Source organism: Mangrovivirga cuniculi (assembly GCF_005166025.1).
GTDB lineage: Bacteria > Bacteroidota > Bacteroidia > Cytophagales > Cyclobacteriaceae > Mangrovivirga > Mangrovivirga cuniculi.
Map to the genome: position 1 here is coordinate 1,778,349 of NZ_CP028923.1, position 17,998 is coordinate 1,796,346.

A 17,998-nucleotide genomic window follows, 5' to 3' on the forward strand; every position below is an offset into this window, starting at 1 on the left:
AAGTTATGATTTTAACGCTGAACTTACTTTGTATTAATTAGAACAGTAAAGTCATAATTATAAGGATTTTTTTCATCTGCAGGCATTTTTATTCGGGAGACTTCTTTGAACATTTTTTTATCTAATTCCGGGAAAAAGGCATCACCCTCGAATGTTTCTTTAATCTCCGTGAGATATATTTTATCAGTAGAATCTAAAAACTGCCTGTAAATATGCTCTCCACCAATTATAAAAACTTCCGATTCATTAGTTTTTCTAGCTTCTTCTAAAGCTTTTTCTGCAGAATTCACAACAATACATCCAGGTGCTTTGTATTCAGTGTTTCGCGACATAATTATGTTAGTTCTTCCGGGTAGGGGTCTGAAATTTTCGGGAAGAGACTCATAATTTTTTCGACCCATGATAATACACCTTTTCCTGGTTACAGCTTTAAAATAATTCATGTCTCCTGGCATATGCCATATCAGGTCATTGTCTTTGCCAATAACATTATTTTCGCTTTTGGCAGCTATCATACTTATTCTCATAATCAGAAATTATATCCTCTCAACAATTCTTCTGTGGTCATTCTTTTTTTCCTGCAGCTTGTAATTCTTCAATAACTAACTTTTTATCACTACAATTAATTTTTAAAAAAGTTTTGTTATCTGTATCGATCGTTCCCGGTTTACTATCTGCCTCTTCTTCTGATTTGGTAGTCCTGAATATTTTAAAATTCTTTTCTTTAAGTAAGGTCCATGCAGCAGGATAGGGAGATAACCCTCTTATAAAATTATAAACTTTTTCAGCAGGCTGATCCCAATTTATTTCACACGTCTCCTTAAATATTTTCGGGGCATTCTTTATTTGAATTCCAACAGTATTCTGAGGTATTGGCTTTTCATTTTCAATTTTTATTGCTTCAGCAGTTTTCACTACCAGTCTGGCTCCTTTATACATTAATCTTTCATAAAGATCACCAACGTTATCATTTTCATTGATAGGTTCTTTTTCCTGATAAAGGATGTTTCCGGTATCTATTTCATGTTGGAGAAAGAAAGTAGTTACTCCTGTTTCCTTTTCACCATTGATTATGGCCCAATTAATTGGTGCAGCACCCCGATAATTGGGTAAAAGCGAGGCGTGTAGGTTGAAAGTTCCATATTCAGGCATCGACCATACTGATTCAGGTAACATTCTGAAAGCCACTACGATCTGAAGGTTTGCTTTGTAGCTTTTTAAAGTATGCTGAAATTCTTCATCTTTTAAATTTGTAGGTTGAAGAACATCAATGTCATGCTCCTCAGCAAAGATTTTTACAGGTGAAGGAGCAGGTTTTCGTCCTCTGCCTTTTGGTTTGTCGGGAGCGGTTATTACTGCAACAATATTAAACTTATTTTTAACAAGTTCTTCAAGAGATGCAACAGCAAAATCGGGAGTTCCCATGAATATGATCCTTAGGTCTCTCATTTTTTCAGATTTGAATTTTATATGTAATATTAGTGAAGCTAAATTTATACACGAAATTTTACCATTTTTCTGTTTACCTTTTTCAGTTTAAAAGTATCAATGTCTAACCATATATAATCCATTTAACCAATTTTTTCATGTTTAAGAACTTTTTATTTTACATTCTCTTAACTTTTTGTTTTACCACTGTTGTTCAGGGTCAAAATGTCAAGCTCGTTGGATCTTCCTCAGCCTCAGGTAGTAAAGGAGGCGGGACAGTATTCAGGTATAGTAGTGCCGATAGCAAATTGGTTTCTATAAAAAATTTCCAATCTACTCCAAGAGGTATAAACCATGGTCTTATTGAAGGGATTGATGGATATTATTATGGAGTAACCACAGAGGGTGGTAATAATGAAAAAGGAACTATTTTCAGAGTTACCAAGGATTGGACCACTTACGAAATTCTGCATCATTTTAGTTCGGGAGATTCTCCATCGGGTCAGGTTTTATTAAATGAAGCTGGTGACAGATTATATGGTCAAACATCGAATGGAGGAACAAATAATTCAGGTTTAATTTATTCAATAGATATTGATGGAACTGATTTCACCATTCTCCATGAGTTTACAAATTCTACCGGAAGTAACCCAAACGGACAATTAATAATGTCAAATGGAATTTTATTTGGTGTAGCAAGAAGTGGAGGAACGAATTCAGATGGAGTAATCTTTAAAGTTAATACTGATGGTACAGGGTACTCTGTAATCCATAATTTTAATAATGCTTTAACCGGGTCAAATCCACGCGCAGGACTAATCGAAATTGAAGGTGTTTTGTATGGAACAGCCTATAATGGAGGGGCTAATGGATCAGGAACTATTTTTAAGATAGAAAAGGATGGAAGTATGATGGCAGTTATTGCTGACTTGCCTTCAGATGCTAGTAATCCTTCTACAAAACTGACATATGGAAGCGATAATGTGATTTATGGAACTACTGAGAATGGAGGGAATAATGATGCCGGTAGTTTTTTCAAGCTGCAGCCAAATGGATCAGGTTTTGAGGTATTTAAGATCTTTAATTCAACCAATGGCGCTGATCCTTCAGCTTCAATTATTGAATTAAGCGGTACGGAAATTTTAGGTACAACTTTTAGTGGTGGTGATTTCGATGCAGGGGTATTGTATAAAGTAAACAAAGATGGAACCGGTTATACCAAATTAATAGATTTTAATCCTGCATCGAATAGATCAAAGCCTAGAGGTAATATTATAAAAACCTCATTAAATACTTTAATAATTCCTCTTAGCCAGCAATCAGAAAGTATTATTACTAATCCTTTTGGAGGATTTGTGCAATCAAACTTTTCAGGGTCAATTAGTACGGAGTTTTATATGCCGGAAACAGGAGGTTTCGATCTCCAGACCAGTATAATTAAGGCTTCAGATGGAAAATATTATGGTTCTACTTTAAGAGGAGGTACTTATGATCTTGGTGTTATCTTCTCAGTAAATTCTGATGGATCTGGTTATCAGGAGTTAATATCTCTGAATGATGCTACCGGGGGAAAAATTTATAGTGATATTTTAGAACATTCAGACGGTAAAATGTATGCAGTTACTTCTGTTAATTCAGATGGAAGATCATATTTAATCTCATTTGATAAGAGTGGAGCTGGTTTTACTAAAGAGGCAATCACTTCGATTTCAGGAAGCAAAGTCATCGGAAGATTACTTGAAGATAGTGACGGATATATCGTAGGGATGAATTATTCCGGCGGATTGAATGATTTAGGGACAATCTGGGCATTTGACCCTTCAACATCTCAATATCAAAAATTATGGGATTTCGATGGGACTACAGGTCAATATCCAACCGGGGGACTTATCCAATCTGCTGTTTCTAGTGAATATTATGCAGCTACTACTAGTGGTGGTGCGAATGGATATGGAACTATAATAACTTTTGCTTCACCTGTCAGCAGCTTTTCTATGCCATCGGTATTACATGATTTTTCGACTTCCGATGGTAGTAAACCTTCCGGACTTACTATTGATAATGAGGTTTTATATGGATTATGTGAAACAGGAGCAAACCTAGAACAAGGATCTGTATTCAAATATGATTTAGGGACCGGTGGATTTACTGTTTTAAAGAAATTCAACGGAACAGACGGGAAAAATCCTAAAGGCAGGTTAGCATTAACACAAAGCGGATCTTTATTTGGTACAACATCAGTGGGAGGCGCTAATGATTTGGGTGTCATCTTTAAGATTGAAACAGATGGTACAGGATTTAATGTAGAGTCAGATCTCACCAGTGCTTCAGGTGGAATACCGATGAATATTCAGTTGCTTGAAGATGATTTTGATGGTGCCCCAATTGCAGAAAAGGAACTTGTCCTGACATTAAAGGAAGATGATAATATTGTAATCTCTTTATTCGAATATTTTTTAGATGAAGATCCGGATGCATCATTAACTTATTCAAGAGTTGGAGGATTTGATGCTAATCTATTTGATAATGTTGCTATACTAAATGGAGAATTGACTGTAGATACCAGGCCAGATAAGTTTGGGTCTTCCATTGTAGAAATTCAAGTTGAAGACACTCAGGGACAATCAAACATTTTTCAATTTAGTATAAATGTAGATCCGGTTGCAGATACTCCATTTTTATCAAATAGTGAAACTACATATGGACAAATGTCTTCTACAGGACTGGTTGCCGAAAGAGCATTTGTTGATGGTGAAGAAGTGAAATACTTTAAGGTTAATTCTATCAATGGAGGTTCGTTGTTCCTGAATGATGGAGTTACCCCGGTTTCACAAGGAGATTTTATTAGTGCAGCAGAAGCCAATAAAGGGTTTAAGTTTGAACCTTTTGCAGCGGGTTCAGGAAGTGTAAGTATTTTCGCATCCCTTTCGGATAACGATGCCGGAATAGGAGGGGAAGAAGTAACCGCATCAATTAATATTCTTAAGGCAGAAGTAACTATTACAGCTAAAGACATTACCAGGGTGTATGGTGAAGAAAATCCTTCTGTTTCAAGGTCTAATAGTTATGAGATAAGTGGCCTTGTTAATGGCGATGACGCAGCTGTTATTGATGCATATCCAAACATTAATTATGGAGCAACAAAATTCTCTAATGTCGGAACTTATCCAATAACACTTTCTGGAGGAAGTGACGATAACTACAATATCAATGGAAATAATGGGATTTTAACAATTATCAAGGCAGATCTTTTTGTAATAGCTGACAATAAATCAAAAATATATGGCGAAGTAAATCCAGCCTTTACTTATACATTTGAAGGATTTAAATTATCTGATACAGAAGCTGAATTAAGTGGGACAGGCTCATTACTAACTACTGCGGGTCAGTATAGTGATGTTGGGGTTTATCCAATCATGATCAGTGGTTTCTCATCTCAGAATTATGAACTTATCTATCAGGACGGAAATTTAACTATTTCAAAAAGAGAACTGACAGTAGGGTTAAACAGTGCAGAAAAAACATATGGTGATCCTAATCCTGATTTCAATTTAACTTTTACAGGATTCGTCGGGTCAGATTCTAAAGCAGATATTGATAATTTGCCTACAGCTAGTACAACAGCGGTTCAATCTTCTGATGCCGGAACTTACCCGGTTAGTTTATCAGGTGGAAGTGATAATAATTATTCTTTTGTTTTGGGAGGAGATGCTCAGTTAGTAATTAACAAGGCAACTTTAACTGTTACTATTCAAGATGCTTCAAAAGAATATGGAGAACCTAACCCCGTATTTAATGCAGTTTATTCAGGGTTTGTTCTTAATCAAAACTCATCTGTGATCGATACTGAAGCGACAATATCTTCAGTAGCAACTGAATTATCTGATGTAGGATTATATGAAATTACCGGAGCTGATGCTACTGACAATAACTATGATTTTACTTATCTTCCAGGTGAGCTTACAATTACTAAAGCACCTTTAACAGCAACAGTACAAGATGAGACGCGTGAATATGGAGATATAAATCCAGCCTGGACAATAATATATAGTGGATTTAAAAATACTGATGATACAAATGTTATCGATCAGTCACCGGAAGTGTCTCTGGAGCAACCTGGTTCAGAAGGTTATATACCAGGTGCTTACAGGATTTTGATTCAGGGAGGAGCTGATAATAATTATTACTTTGATCAATATATCACCGGCTACCTGACTATTACTAAAGCGCCTCTTACTGTTACTGCTCCGACGGTAACAAAATTATATGGTGAAACAGTACCGTCATTGGCACTTATATATGATGGATTCAAAAATAATGATAGTCCTTCAATTCTGGACCTGAAGCCATCTTTGAGTTCCAATGTAACTACAAATTCTGATGTAGGTGTTTATGAGGTCGTAATTGTTGCCGGAAATGACCGCAGGTATGATATGGTGTATACCAATGGTGAGGTAACAATCGAAAAGGCTGAGCTCACATTCAGAGCTGATAATAAGTCCAGAGGATATAATCAGCCCAATCCAACGTTAACTTACCAGGTTACAGGCTTCGTTTTAGGACAAAATCAATCTGTTATTGACCAGCTGCCACAAATTACAACAGAAGCAACTCAAGCATCTAATTCCGGTACCTATCCAATTACATTTACAGGAGGTACAGACAATAATTACAGTTTTAATTTTGTAAATGGAACATTGACAATTTCCGGATTGTCCGCTACCATTCAGTTTGCAGACCTAAACCAGGATTATGATGGAACACCAAAAACAGTAAGGGTATTTACAAATCCATCAGGTATTTCTTATAATTTAAAATATACTTATAACGGTGAAGTGGTTGAAGAGGCGATCTACCCAGGTACATATACAGTGTCAGTTACGATCACAGAACCAAATTATGATGGCTTTGCTACTGCACAACTTACTATTAATGATGTCTTAAGTGTGGATGATGAATTAGAAAAGGAAAGCTTTAAGGCCTGGCCAAACCCAACTAACGGAATTGTTACCATTAATATTCCTAAATCAGAATGGAATTCGGTAAGAGTCTATGGAATAGATGGTAGAGAAAATAAACTTGGAGGATTAACTGTTTATAATGATAAGATTGAATTAAATCTCGGATCTCATAACGCAGGAACCTATCTAATTCGTTTAGTTGGAGAAGATCAGTCTCATGAATTTAAAGTTGTGAAACATTGATTTTAATACTATTAATATGAATAAAGGCCGGCATTATGTCGGCCTTTTTTTAGTTTTACACTATGAAGAAAAATACTCATCGGGGTTTTAGAAAGAGATTTAAAAAACCAAAGCCGGAAAAACTATATTATTTCCTGGCTTGGAAACCGTTTGGTATGTTGAGCCAATTTAGTCCGGAAGGTAAAAGGGAAACTTTAGCTGACCTTGGCCAATTACCCTCTGATGATATCTATTCTATAGGAAGATTAGATGGTGATAGTGAGGGATTATTGATATTAACTAACGATGGACAGTTTAAAGCTGAATTACAAAGCCCGGCCAAAGAGCACTGGAAAGAATATTGGGTGCAGGTTGAAGGAGACATAACTGAACCAGATCTGGCCAAACTAGCAGATGGAGTAGAGATCAGTATTAAAGGAAAAAAATATAATACGTTACCAGGTCAGGCTTCATTTTTAACTGAAGAAGAGATATCCTGGATTCCTGATCGACATCCTCCGGTAAGACAACATCATAAAACTCCATGGATTAAATTAAAAATCCAGGAAGGTAAAAACAGGCAGGTCAGGAGAATGACAGCTGCAATCGGATTTCCAACCTTGAGGTTACTGCGCTATAGAATTGAAGATGTCACTATCGAAAATATGACTCCCGGTCAATTAAAAGAAGTAAATAAAGAATGGATTTATAATAATACCAATGTGAAAATTTAATCTTCATAAAGAAGATATCTCTTTCTTAAATTTTTATAGTTCTTTAGATCTTCTTTCCAGGACTTTTTAATTTCTTCAGCACTTTTCCCTTCTTTTATCTGTTTTAATAATTTATCAGTACCTGAAAGTTTAATGAAAAAACCTTCACTGGTAAAAAAGTTGTTCATCTCAGGATATCTGTTGTATGCTTCAATAATTAAATCCATCCTAATCTCCGTAGGTAAGGGATTGTTTTCTAAGTTATAACCATAACACGTTTTATTTTCATGCTTAGGATATTTAGACATCCCATCGATGGAAACAGGCTTAAATTTATAAGGTCCAAAATTCTCTATTGGCGCACCATAAATTTGGAATGGTTCATAAGTCCCTCTTCCCACGCTTATGTTTGTGGGTTCAAAAAGACATAGGGTAGGGTACCATGCAATAGAATTTTTATTGGGCAGATTTGGACTTGGCTTAATGGGAAGCTCGTAAGGCATTGAATGTGTATAACCACTCATAGGGATGATCTGTAAGGCACATTGATCCTTATTTTCCAACCATCCTTCGCCATTAATCATTCTAGCCAATTCTGCAACTGTTAAGCCATGGACTATTGGAATTGGATGCATACCAACAAAAGATGAATATTTAGGTTCTAAAACCGGACCGTCTATATAATGACCATTTGGATTAGGTCTGTCAAGAATCATTAAAGGAATATTCGCTTCAGCACAAGCTTCCATTACATAATGCATTGTGCTTATATAGGTATAAAATCTAACCCCCACATCCTGAATGTCGAAAATAATTACATCAAGACCTTCCAGCATTTCCTGAGATGGCTTTTTATTTTTACCGTAAAGAGAGTAAACAGGTAAACCCGTTTTCTGGTCTATCCCATCTTTAATAACTTCGCCGGCGTCAGCAGTTCCCCTTAGTCCGTGTTCAGGGGCGAATATTTTTTTAATGTTGATATCAGCAGATAAAAGTGTATCAATAAGATGAACTTCATTGACAAGTGACGAAGCATTCACTACAAGTCCGACTTTTTTATCTTTTAACAGATCAAAATATTCTGTAGTTCTTTCTGCACCGGTAGCAAACTTTTCCTGCGATTGAAGGTTGTAGGCCAAAAGCAAAAAAAGTATTATATTAAAAATAATATTCCTTAATAAAACCATTAGTTTTGAATTCTGTATTTCAAATTATTCAAATCAAAGCAATAAATTGCAAATATGCCCTTTAATGTTGCCTATTTTATAGCACAAAAGACGAGCCAGACTGAAAAAAGCACTTTTTCATCTACAGCCACAAAAGTTGCTTCTATAAGTGTAGCTATTGGGATTGGTATATTGGTGATTTCCTTCGCCATACTTGGAGGGTTTCAAAAAACGATAAAAAACAAAGCTTACAGCCTTAGTGGACACATAGTTGTATCTCGCTTTAGTCTGAACAGTTCGGTGGAATTGCCTCCCATTCCAGGGTCTAATGATTTTATAGAAAATTATAAATCATATAATGGAATTGAGCATTTACAGAAGATTGCCCTTAAAGGGGGTATACTGAAAACTGATGAGGAAGTTCAGGGAATAGTTTTAAAGGGAGTTGACGAAAATTATGACTGGGATCGGTTTAAGGTAAATATGATTGCCGGTGAGGCTCCGGATTTTTCAGGTAATGATGATAGCAAAGAAGTAGTAATTTCTAAAAAGCTAATGGACTTGCTTAAATTATCCCTCAATGATACAGTTATGGTGTTTTTTGTGCAGGATCCGGTCCGATTCAGAAACTTGATTATTAAGGGAGTTTATGAAACCGGACTGGAAGATTTTGACGATAAAGTTGTAATCGGTGACCTTGCATTAGTGCAAAACCTTAATAACTGGTCAGCAGGTCAGATCGGTGGTTATGAAATATTTATTGAAGATCTTGAAAATATTGATCAGATACAGGCCACGATTAATGATAATACTCCTGCCGGTCAATATGCCGATAAAACAAGCGATAAATACAGACAAATTTTTGATTGGATGGGATTGATAGATATGAATGTGTTGATCCTTCTGGTTATTACCTTATTTGTAGCTGGGGTCAATATGATAGCTCCCTCATTACTATTAATGATGGAACGTACACAAATGATTGGTATGTTAAAGGCTCTTGGTGCCAGGCAATCTTTAATTATCAGGATATTCACCATTCGATTGTTAAAAATAGTGCTGAAAGGACTGTTCTTTGGAAATATATTTGCTTTTGGTTTTTGCTATATTCAGTATAAGTTTAAATTGATCCCTCTTGATCCGGTAAACTATTACATGAGCTATGTGCCGATTGAATGGAACTGGAAGGCTTTTGTCTTGGTGAATTTATTGACCTTTGTTTTGATTGGAATAATAATATTATTGCCGGCATATATAATAAGCCGGGTGAAACCGGTTAAAGCGATTCGCTTTGACTAACATGTTTCGGAGGATATTTTCTGAAAAGGCTGTTCACTTTCATGCTGATCACTCCAAAAATTGCCTCTTTAAAAATATTTACTGACATTTTAGATTGGCCCTTTGCTCTGTCTGTAAAAATTATTGGAATCTCTTTAATCTTAAAACCATAATTCCAGGCTTTAAATTTCATTTCAATCTGAAAGGCATATCCTATAAACCTGATTTTATCTAATTCGATGCGTTGAAGAACCTTTCGAGAATAACATTTAAATCCTGCTGTGGCATCATAAATAGGCATTCCAGTTATAAATTGAACATATTTTGAGGCGAAATATGACATCAAAACTCTGCCCATTGGCCAGTTAACCACATTTACACCTGTTAAATATCTTGAGCCTATAGCGAGGTCAGCTCCCTCATCATTGCAGGCATGATATAATTTTACAAGATCCTTAGGATTATGAGAAAAGTCAGCATCCATTTCAAAAACGAAATCATAATCGTTTTCCAGAGCATATTTAAAACCAGTAATATAGGCAGTACCAAGTCCTAATTTGCCTTTTCTTTCTATAAGATGTAGCCGGTCTTTAAATTCCTTTTGTAATTCTTTAACAATATCACCCGTTCCGTCAGGAGAACCATCGTCAACAATAAGAAGATGGAAAGCAACAGGCAAAGAGAATACCTCCCACACCATTTCTTCGATGTTTTCCTTTTCGTTATAGGTCGGTATAATTACAAGGGCTTTACTCATAATGTTATTTAAGAGTAGCAAATATATAATCTTTCTCGTCAGATAAACAGACAATGTTAAGGCAAATTTTCATAAATCTTGTTAATTAGCGGTATGCAACCAAAAGTAAATAGTTACAAAAATAAAGCCATATTTCTAGATCGTGATGGGGTAATTAACAGAGAACGAGGTGAATATACTTTTAAGGTTTCAGATTTTGAGATCTTGCCAGGAGTAATCGATGGCTTAAAAAAATTAAAGCTGGAAGGTTACAAATTATTAATAATTACAAATCAAGCCGGAATATCAAGAGGACTTTATTCAAGAGCGGATATGCAGGCATGTCATGATTATTTACATCAACAAACTGATAATATAATAGACGCAGTTTATTTTTGTCCATGGCATCCGACGGTTAGTAAATCACTTTCAAGAAAACCTGCAGCTTTAATGTTTGAAAGAGCAATAAATAAATTTATGATCGATCCTGATGTTTCATTTATGATTGGCGATAAAGACAGAGACCTGTTACCAGCTAAAAGATTAAAAATTAAAACTGTTGGAACTGGTGATAAATTTGAATATGCCGATCTTATTGTAGATTCATTCCATGAGTTTGTGAAGCACGTATTATCGTAATTAAAAGGTGTAAAATTTAAATTTTTCTATTTCTTTTTGTATAATTGCTGGTTGTGGAAAGAGCTGATTTTTTATCGTTAACTATAAATTAATGTCCCCTGAAAAGAAAATATTTTTAAGGGTTTTAACACTGAGCATTCTTGCTACGATTTTATTGCTATTAAATAATCTTTATATAGCTAAAGATATTAATCTGGTCATATTCGAAATAATAGCTCTTATTTTTATCGTATCATTATATTTCTTTTCAAGAAGGATCACTAATATCACTTTAGTAAGCAAGATATTTGGAGTTACTGTTCTGCTTATTTTAAATATGACCTGGTTTCAGTCGGGAGGATTCAGAAGTTCAATTCCTTATCTTTTTATATTAATCGTACTTTTCTTATTGGTAGTATTTGATAATATCTGGAAAAAGGGGGTGGTTCCAATAATAATAATAAATATCCTAACATTATTTTTTCTTGAATATAATTACCCCGATAAGGTAAATAATTTTGAATACCCGCAAGTTTTAATTAGTCACGGACTAATTCTTATAGTAGTAATTTCTTTAGCAGGCTACATTTTATCTAGTTATAAGAAATATTACCTAAGGGTTCAATCAAGACATGAAAAGGCTATCAGCTTATTGAAAGAAAAAAATAAGAAAATAGAAGAGCAGCATTCACTCATAACAGAACAAAACCTCCAGCTCCAAAAATATAATAAAGGATTGGAAGATGATGTATTCAAAAATAATGTGGAGTTGGAAAAGAAAAATAAAGAGCTTCAAATAAAGAATGAAAATCTGGAAAAATTTGCTTCTATTATTGCTCACGACTTAAAACTGCCTATTTCTCAAATCTCAGGACTATTACAAATAATTCCATCAGACTTTACTGATGATTTTCGAGTTGAAGAAATCATTTATAGGATAAGGGCTTCTGCCAGTGAACTCAGGGAAATTACAGATGATCTCTCAAGAGTTGTAGATGTTCAATTAACTGAGAAAGTTGAAACGGTAAATATCACTGATATTTTAAATGCTGAGTTAAAAAATCTTGAAAAATATACTTCTGAAAATAACACAGAAATTAATTCTGAAATTGAGAGTGATATTATAGCAAATGGTAATCCTGCTTTTTATTCCAATATTTTCAACAATATTATTCATAATGCAATTAAGTTTTCTTCCAGAGAAGACAGACCCGAAGTCAAGGTGTCTTTAATTTCAAAAAGTGGATTAGCGTATTTTAAGGTTATCGATAATGGAATAGGCTATTCAGGTAGTAAAAGTGATTTCGGGATTGGAATGTATAATAAAGGAGGTGAGACATTAAGTGGAAAAGGATACGGTTTATACCTTGTTAAATCTCAATTGGATAAAATCGGTGGTCATTTAAGCATAAACGGAAAAGATATTAAAGGAACAGAAGTTAAGATTTCCATTCCTTTAAAAGTTTCTGATTAGTTATTTCCCGTATCCAAGTATTTCAAGCATACTCTCATGCCTTTGTTCTTCACTAAATAAATAAGAAGTTATTTCTCCGTTCTCATCCCTATCGATCACGACATGCTTGGGGGCGGGGATAAGACAATGCTGAATACCTCCATAGCCACCTAAGGTTTCCTGATAGGCTCCTGTATGGAAGAAACCAATATAAAGAGGTTCGTCATTTTCGATTTTAGGAAGGAATACCTCAGAACTGTGCATTTCTGAATTATAATAATCCATACTATCACAAGTCAGGCCACCAAGGTTTACCTTATGAAAATTATCATCCCATTTATTTACTGATAAAAGGATCCATTTTTGATTTAATCCCCAACTATCTGGCAGATTGGTAATAAATGAAGAATCGATCATATACCAGAGTTCTTTATCATTTTGAAGCTTCTGATCCAGAATGTTATAGATGAAAGCTCCTGCTTCTCCCACAGTAAAACTGCCGAATTCTGTGAATATATTAGGAACCGGAACATGATTTTTATTGCAGATCCACTTGATGTTTTCGATGATCTGATCGACAATGGCTTCATAATCGAATTCAAATCCCAGAGAGGTTTTAATTGGGAATCCACCTCCAATATCTATCGTGTCCAGTTCAGGACAGATCTTTTTAAGTTCGCAATATTTGTAAATGAATCTGCTTAATTCACTCCAGTAATAGGCGGTGTCTCTTATCCCTGTGTTTATAAAGAAATGGAGCATTTTGAGCTTGCCCCTGGATTTATTTTTTATCTTATCTTTATAAAAATCAACGATCTCATTATAACGAATGCCTAACCTGGAAGTATAAAATTCAAATTTTGGTTCTTCATCTGCAGCGACCCTTAATCCTAATTTATAATCACCTTTCACATTTTCTTCATAATAATCCAGTTCGCGCATGTTATCGAGCACAGGAATGCAATTGTGAAAACCATCATTTAATAAATTGGAGATATACTCTGTGTAAGTAGGCCTTTTAAAACCATTGCAAACAATATAATGATCCTTAGTTATTTTCCCTTCGTTGAATAAGGATTCCACAATCTTTATATCAAAAGCAGATGAAGTTTCTATATGGACTTTATTTTTTAAGGCCTCATCGATTACAAACTTAAAATGAGATGATTTTGTACAATAACAATAGGTGTAATCACCATCGTAATTATGTTTTTTCATGGCCTTATGAAACCACTCCCTTGCTGAATTTATATTTTGACCTATTTTTGGCAGATAAGTCAATCTCAGAGGTGTTCCATATTGTTTAATGATATCCATAAGCGGAATATCATTAAATAAAAGTTCGTTATTGCTGACTTTAAATTCTTCCTGAGGGAAATAAAAAGTCTGTTCAATAAGATCAAAATAACTTTTCATTCAATATTTATTAATTAAGGCATTTAATAAACCGCAATAATCAGATATTTTCGTTGAATTTTTGCTATATGTGGTAACGAAAAATATGATCATTAATAAAAGAACTTATTTTAAGTAAGACTATATATATAATGTAATCATATAAAAATAGGAAATATTGACTCGGTACAAAAATCTTTAATTTAACTAAAGTGATTTTGAACTGGTTTTATAGTCCAATACTTTTATTTTTGCGCATCCAGTTTTGTATTTTTGAACATTGAAAAATCTTAAGATTAGCCCAGATGAATAAAGTTAAACTTATAGAAGTAAGGTCCGAAATAGCCGCAGGTACCAGAGGAGCCAGCCTTGGTATAGAAGCTTTGAAAGTTGCCAGCCTGGATAGAGATTCACAATATTTTGGCACTTTCGATTCAGTAAATGTGGATGATGAGAATAATTTACTTTTTCTGAAGAATAATTATCCGCATGCAAAACATATAGATGGAGTTCATACCATGGTTCGAAGAGTTTGCTCTACTGTGAATGATGTGATGAATGAAAAGAGGTTTCCGATAGTTCTTGCCGGAGATCATTCTACAGCTGCAGGAACTATATGTGGTATTAAAAAGAACAGGCCAGATCAAAGGCTTGGCGTGATATGGATTGATGCGCATGCAGATCTTCATTCACCCTACACTACACCTTCCGGAAACATGCATGGTATGCCACTGGCAATGGTTACGGGTCTGGATAATAAAGAAATGCAGGTAAATGATATCACCGAAGGGACTCGTGAGATCTGGGAGGACATTAAAAATGTTGGAGTAAAAGGACCTAAAATTGATCCTGGTGACATAGTTTTTATTTCGGTCAGAGATACTGAAGATCCTGAAAAACATTTAATGGAAAAGCACGGTATCAAAAACTTTACTCCGGAAGAAATAAGCAGAAAAGGGATAAAGCAGGTTGCTAAAGAAGCGACTGAAATGCTTAGCCACTGCGAAAATATTTATGTTTCTTTTGATGTTGACAGCATTGACTCTCGCATATCAAAAGGTACTGGTACACCAGTTCCTGGTGGATTGTCAGTTGAAGAAGCAAAACTTCTTAATGAAGAAATAATCAAGGAAAAAAAGGTTTGTTGTTGGGAGATAGTAGAGGTGAATCCAACCCTTGATACTGAAAATTTAATGGCAGAAAATGCCTTTGATATTCTTGAGAATACCACAAAATCACTTATAGAAAATTTCTGATTAATAGTTATACGCGAAGAAGATGAATTTAGAAGAAACGATCATTAATAATATTAAAGATGCTTTTAAAAAAGTATTTGATCATGAATTACCAGAAGATATTTCACTTCAGCCAACAAGGAAAGAGTTTGAAGGTACGTATACTTTTGTTGTTTTTCCCTTCCTTCGCGTAACCAGGAAAAGCCCTGAGGAATCCGGGGCTGCAATTGGTGATTATCTAAAAGAAAATTGTGATGTAGTAAAAGATTATAATACTGTTAAAGGATTTTTAAATCTTTCACTAACTGATAAGGCTTTCATCGATACTATAAATGAAGTATTATCCAACAAAAACTTTGGTACCTTACCTCAAAAGGATGAAAGATTTTGTATTGAATATTCATCTCCAAATACGAATAAACCTCTTCACCTTGGGCACTTAAGAAATAACTTTCTTGGTTATTCAACAGCTAATATCCTGAAGGCTAATGGATATCCTGTAGATAAGGTTCAAATAATTAATGACCGTGGTATCCATATTTGTAAATCGATGGTTGCTTATATAAAATTCGGAGAAAATGAAACTCCGGAATCAGCAGGTATCAAGGGTGATCATCTGGTAGGAAATTATTACGTAGCGTTTGATAAGGCATATAAACAGGAAATAGCTGCTCTGGTAGCTGATGGAATGGATGAAGAGGAGGCCAAGAAAAAAGCACCAATTCTTCTGGAGGCTCAGGAAATGCTTAAACAATGGGAAGCCGGGGATTCTGAAACCGTGGAATTGTGGAAAAAAATGAATAGTTGGGTTTACCAGGGTTTTGAGCAGACTTATGACCGTATGGGGGTCGATTTTGATAAGTATTATTATGAATCTGATACTTATTTGCTTGGAAAGGATCTGGTTAATGAAGGTCTTGATAAAGGAGTTTTCTACAAAAAGGATGATGGTTCTGTCTGGGCTGACCTCAATGAAGAAAAGCTTGATGAAAAACTTTTACTGCGAAGCGATGGAACTGCAGTATATATGACTCAGGATCTGGGTACTGCTGATCAACGATATAAAGACCTTAATTTTGATAAATCCATTTATGTAGTAGGTAACGAACAGGATTATCACTTTACTGTTTTGTTTACTTTATTAAAGAAATTAGATAAGCCATTTGCCGGTGGTTTATACCATCTTTCTTATGGAATGGTCGATCTTCCAACCGGGAAAATGAAGTCTCGTGAAGGTACTGTTGTTGACGCTGATGACCTGATGAATGAAATGGTAAAAACAGCGCAGGAACATACCGAAGAACTTGGAAAGATCGATGGATTTGATGAGGAACAAGCAAAAGAACTTTACGACACATTAGGTCTTGGAGCTCTAAAGTATTTCCTGCTCAAGGTAGATCCTAAGAAAAGAATGCTTTTTGATCCGAAAGAGTCGATTGAATTTCAAGGTCATACGGGGCCATTTATTCAATATACTCATGCTCGAATTTCTGCTATCCTTAGAAAAGCTGATCAGCTCGGTATTGAATATCAAAAAGGCCTTTCTGAATCAATAGAAATATCAGACACCGAAAAAGATCTTATCTACCTGATCTCTGAATATCATAATAAACTAAAACTAGCCGCAGAAGAATTAAGTCCTGCAGTAATAGCAAATTATGCCTATGACCTGGCAAAGGAATATAACAGGTTTTACGCGGAACTTTCTATCCTGGGAGAAGATGATAAAGATCTTCGTACTTTCAGAGTTGCCTTAAGCGCACAGTTAGCAAGAGTTATAAAATTATCTATGGGATTATTAGGTATTTCAGTACCTGAAAGAATGTAACATGAAGGTTTGGATTGAAGCTTTCAGATTAAGAACCCTACCTCTCGCATTAGCTTGCGTGGGAATGGGAGCAGTATTAGCTAAAGCTGATGGTCAGTGGAATACGACTATTTTTATTCTGACCATCCTGACTACTATTCTTTTACAAGTGCTGTCTAATCTGGCAAATGACTATGGTGATAGTATCCATGGTGCCGATTCTGTGGACAGGTTGGGACCAGCTCGTGCAGTTCAATCTGGAACAATATCTAAATCTCAAATGAAATGGGCCATAATTATTTGTGGTTCATTAGCATTCATAAGTGGATTAAGTCTGCTGATAGCATCTTTCGGAGATAACCTTAAATTGCTATTTATTTTTCTTGGATTGGGTTTAGCTGCTCTATTTGCAGCTGTTAATTATACCGCGGGAAATAATCCGTATGGATATAAAGGATTTGGAGACCTTTTTGTCATGATCTTTTTCGGATATGTTGGTGTTGGAGGTACTTATTTTTTGTTTTCAGAGACTTTTAGACCCGATATTCTACTACCTGCTTCAAGTTGTGGCCTATTAGCCACAGGTGTTTTGAATGTTAATAATATCAGAGATATAGATTCTGATAAGAAGGCAGGTAAATACAGTATTCCCGTAAGAATAGGAAGAAAGAATAGTGTCATATATCATGCTTTTCTTCTTTTTGGGGCGATAGTTTGTGCTGCTGTTTTCACCTTTTATAATTACTCATCTGTGTGGCAATGGCTTTTTTTATTGGTGATTCCACTTTTGGCTAAGAATCTATACGCAGTTATCACTATTAAAGACCCTAAGCATCTTGATCCATATTTAAAGCAGTTAGCAGCTTCAACACTAATATTTGTAATACTTTTTGGTATCGGCCTGATCTACCCTTGACTTATATCACTGGCTATACTGATTTTTGTTAGCCGGGGAACTGCACAGTACGCATATTTTTACTTGGTAA

Annotated in this window: 13 protein-coding genes; 8 read left to right on the forward strand and 5 right to left on the reverse strand. The window is 35.1% G+C overall.

All coding sequences use genetic code 11. From position 1 onward, the window contains the following. Window positions 1–23: 23 nt before the first annotated feature. The gene (locus DCC35_RS07935; RefSeq protein WP_137090274.1) at window positions 24–527 is read right to left on the reverse strand and encodes a dihydrofolate reductase; all 504 of its coding nucleotides are present in this window, start codon (window positions 525–527) and stop codon (window positions 24–26) included. 37 nt (window positions 528–564) lie between these two features. Further along, on the reverse strand, window positions 565–1,449 hold the full coding sequence (gene fmt / locus DCC35_RS07940) for a methionyl-tRNA formyltransferase (protein ID WP_137090275.1): 885 nt from the start codon (window positions 1,447–1,449) through the stop codon (window positions 565–567). 137 nt (window positions 1,450–1,586) lie between these two features. Here fmt and DCC35_RS07945 point away from each other — a divergent pair, with 137 nt between their 5' ends. Next, complete coding sequence (locus DCC35_RS07945; RefSeq protein ID WP_137090276.1) at window positions 1,587–6,632, forward strand: MBG domain-containing protein; 5,046 nt, start codon at window positions 1,587–1,589, stop codon at window positions 6,630–6,632. Between the two features lie 62 nt (window positions 6,633–6,694). Further along, window positions 6,695–7,345, forward strand: coding sequence for a pseudouridine synthase (locus tag DCC35_RS07950; RefSeq protein ID WP_137090277.1), 651 nt, complete (start codon window positions 6,695–6,697; stop codon window positions 7,343–7,345). Here DCC35_RS07950 and DCC35_RS07955 read toward each other — a convergent pair. Beyond that, window positions 7,342–8,463, reverse strand: a complete 1,122-nt coding sequence (locus DCC35_RS07955) for an exo-beta-N-acetylmuramidase NamZ family protein (protein ID WP_246070191.1) — start codon at window positions 8,461–8,463, stop codon at window positions 7,342–7,344. The genes DCC35_RS07950 and DCC35_RS07955 overlap by 4 nt on opposite strands. Window positions 8,464–8,565: 102 nt before the next feature. Here DCC35_RS07955 and DCC35_RS07960 point away from each other — a divergent pair, with 102 nt between their 5' ends. Then, on the forward strand, window positions 8,566–9,789 hold the full coding sequence (locus DCC35_RS07960; RefSeq protein WP_137090279.1) for an ABC transporter permease: 1,224 nt from the start codon (window positions 8,566–8,568) through the stop codon (window positions 9,787–9,789). On the opposite strand, the gene DCC35_RS07965 is transcribed toward DCC35_RS07960, so the two are convergent. Beyond that, window positions 9,767–10,525 (reverse strand): polyprenol monophosphomannose synthase, encoded by a 759-nt coding sequence (locus tag DCC35_RS07965; RefSeq protein WP_137090280.1) that lies wholly within the window; start codon window positions 10,523–10,525, stop codon window positions 9,767–9,769. The genes DCC35_RS07960 and DCC35_RS07965 overlap by 23 nt on opposite strands. Window positions 10,526–10,618: 93 nt before the next feature. On the opposite strand from DCC35_RS07965, the gene DCC35_RS07970 reads away from it, so the two are divergent. Then, window positions 10,619–11,143 (forward strand): D-glycero-alpha-D-manno-heptose-1,7-bisphosphate 7-phosphatase, encoded by a 525-nt coding sequence (locus DCC35_RS07970; RefSeq protein WP_137090281.1) that lies wholly within the window; start codon window positions 10,619–10,621, stop codon window positions 11,141–11,143. 91 nt (window positions 11,144–11,234) lie between these two features. Beyond that, complete coding sequence (locus DCC35_RS07975; RefSeq protein WP_137090282.1) at window positions 11,235–12,596, forward strand: sensor histidine kinase; 1,362 nt, start codon at window positions 11,235–11,237, stop codon at window positions 12,594–12,596. On the opposite strand, the gene DCC35_RS07980 is transcribed toward DCC35_RS07975, so the two are convergent. Further along, the gene (locus DCC35_RS07980) at window positions 12,597–13,991 is read right to left on the reverse strand and encodes a type III PLP-dependent enzyme domain-containing protein (RefSeq protein WP_137090283.1); all 1,395 of its coding nucleotides are present in this window, start codon (window positions 13,989–13,991) and stop codon (window positions 12,597–12,599) included. A 284-nt stretch (window positions 13,992–14,275) separates the two neighbouring features. Between DCC35_RS07980 and rocF the strand changes: the two genes are divergently transcribed. The 3 genes from rocF to DCC35_RS07995 are packed head-to-tail and all read left to right on the forward strand — an operon-like array spanning window position 14,276 to window position 17,928. Beyond that, a complete protein-coding gene (rocF, locus tag DCC35_RS07985; RefSeq protein WP_137090284.1) occupies window positions 14,276–15,226 on the forward strand; it encodes an arginase in 951 nt (316 codons plus the stop codon). Between the two features lie 22 nt (window positions 15,227–15,248). Further along, window positions 15,249–17,033, forward strand: coding sequence for an arginine--tRNA ligase (gene argS, locus DCC35_RS07990; RefSeq protein WP_137090285.1), 1,785 nt, complete (start codon window positions 15,249–15,251; stop codon window positions 17,031–17,033). A gap of 1 nt (window position 17,034) precedes the next feature. After that, the gene (locus DCC35_RS07995; protein ID WP_137090286.1) at window positions 17,035–17,928 is read left to right on the forward strand and encodes a 1,4-dihydroxy-2-naphthoate polyprenyltransferase; all 894 of its coding nucleotides are present in this window, start codon (window positions 17,035–17,037) and stop codon (window positions 17,926–17,928) included. Window positions 17,929–17,998: the final 70 nt, after the last annotated feature.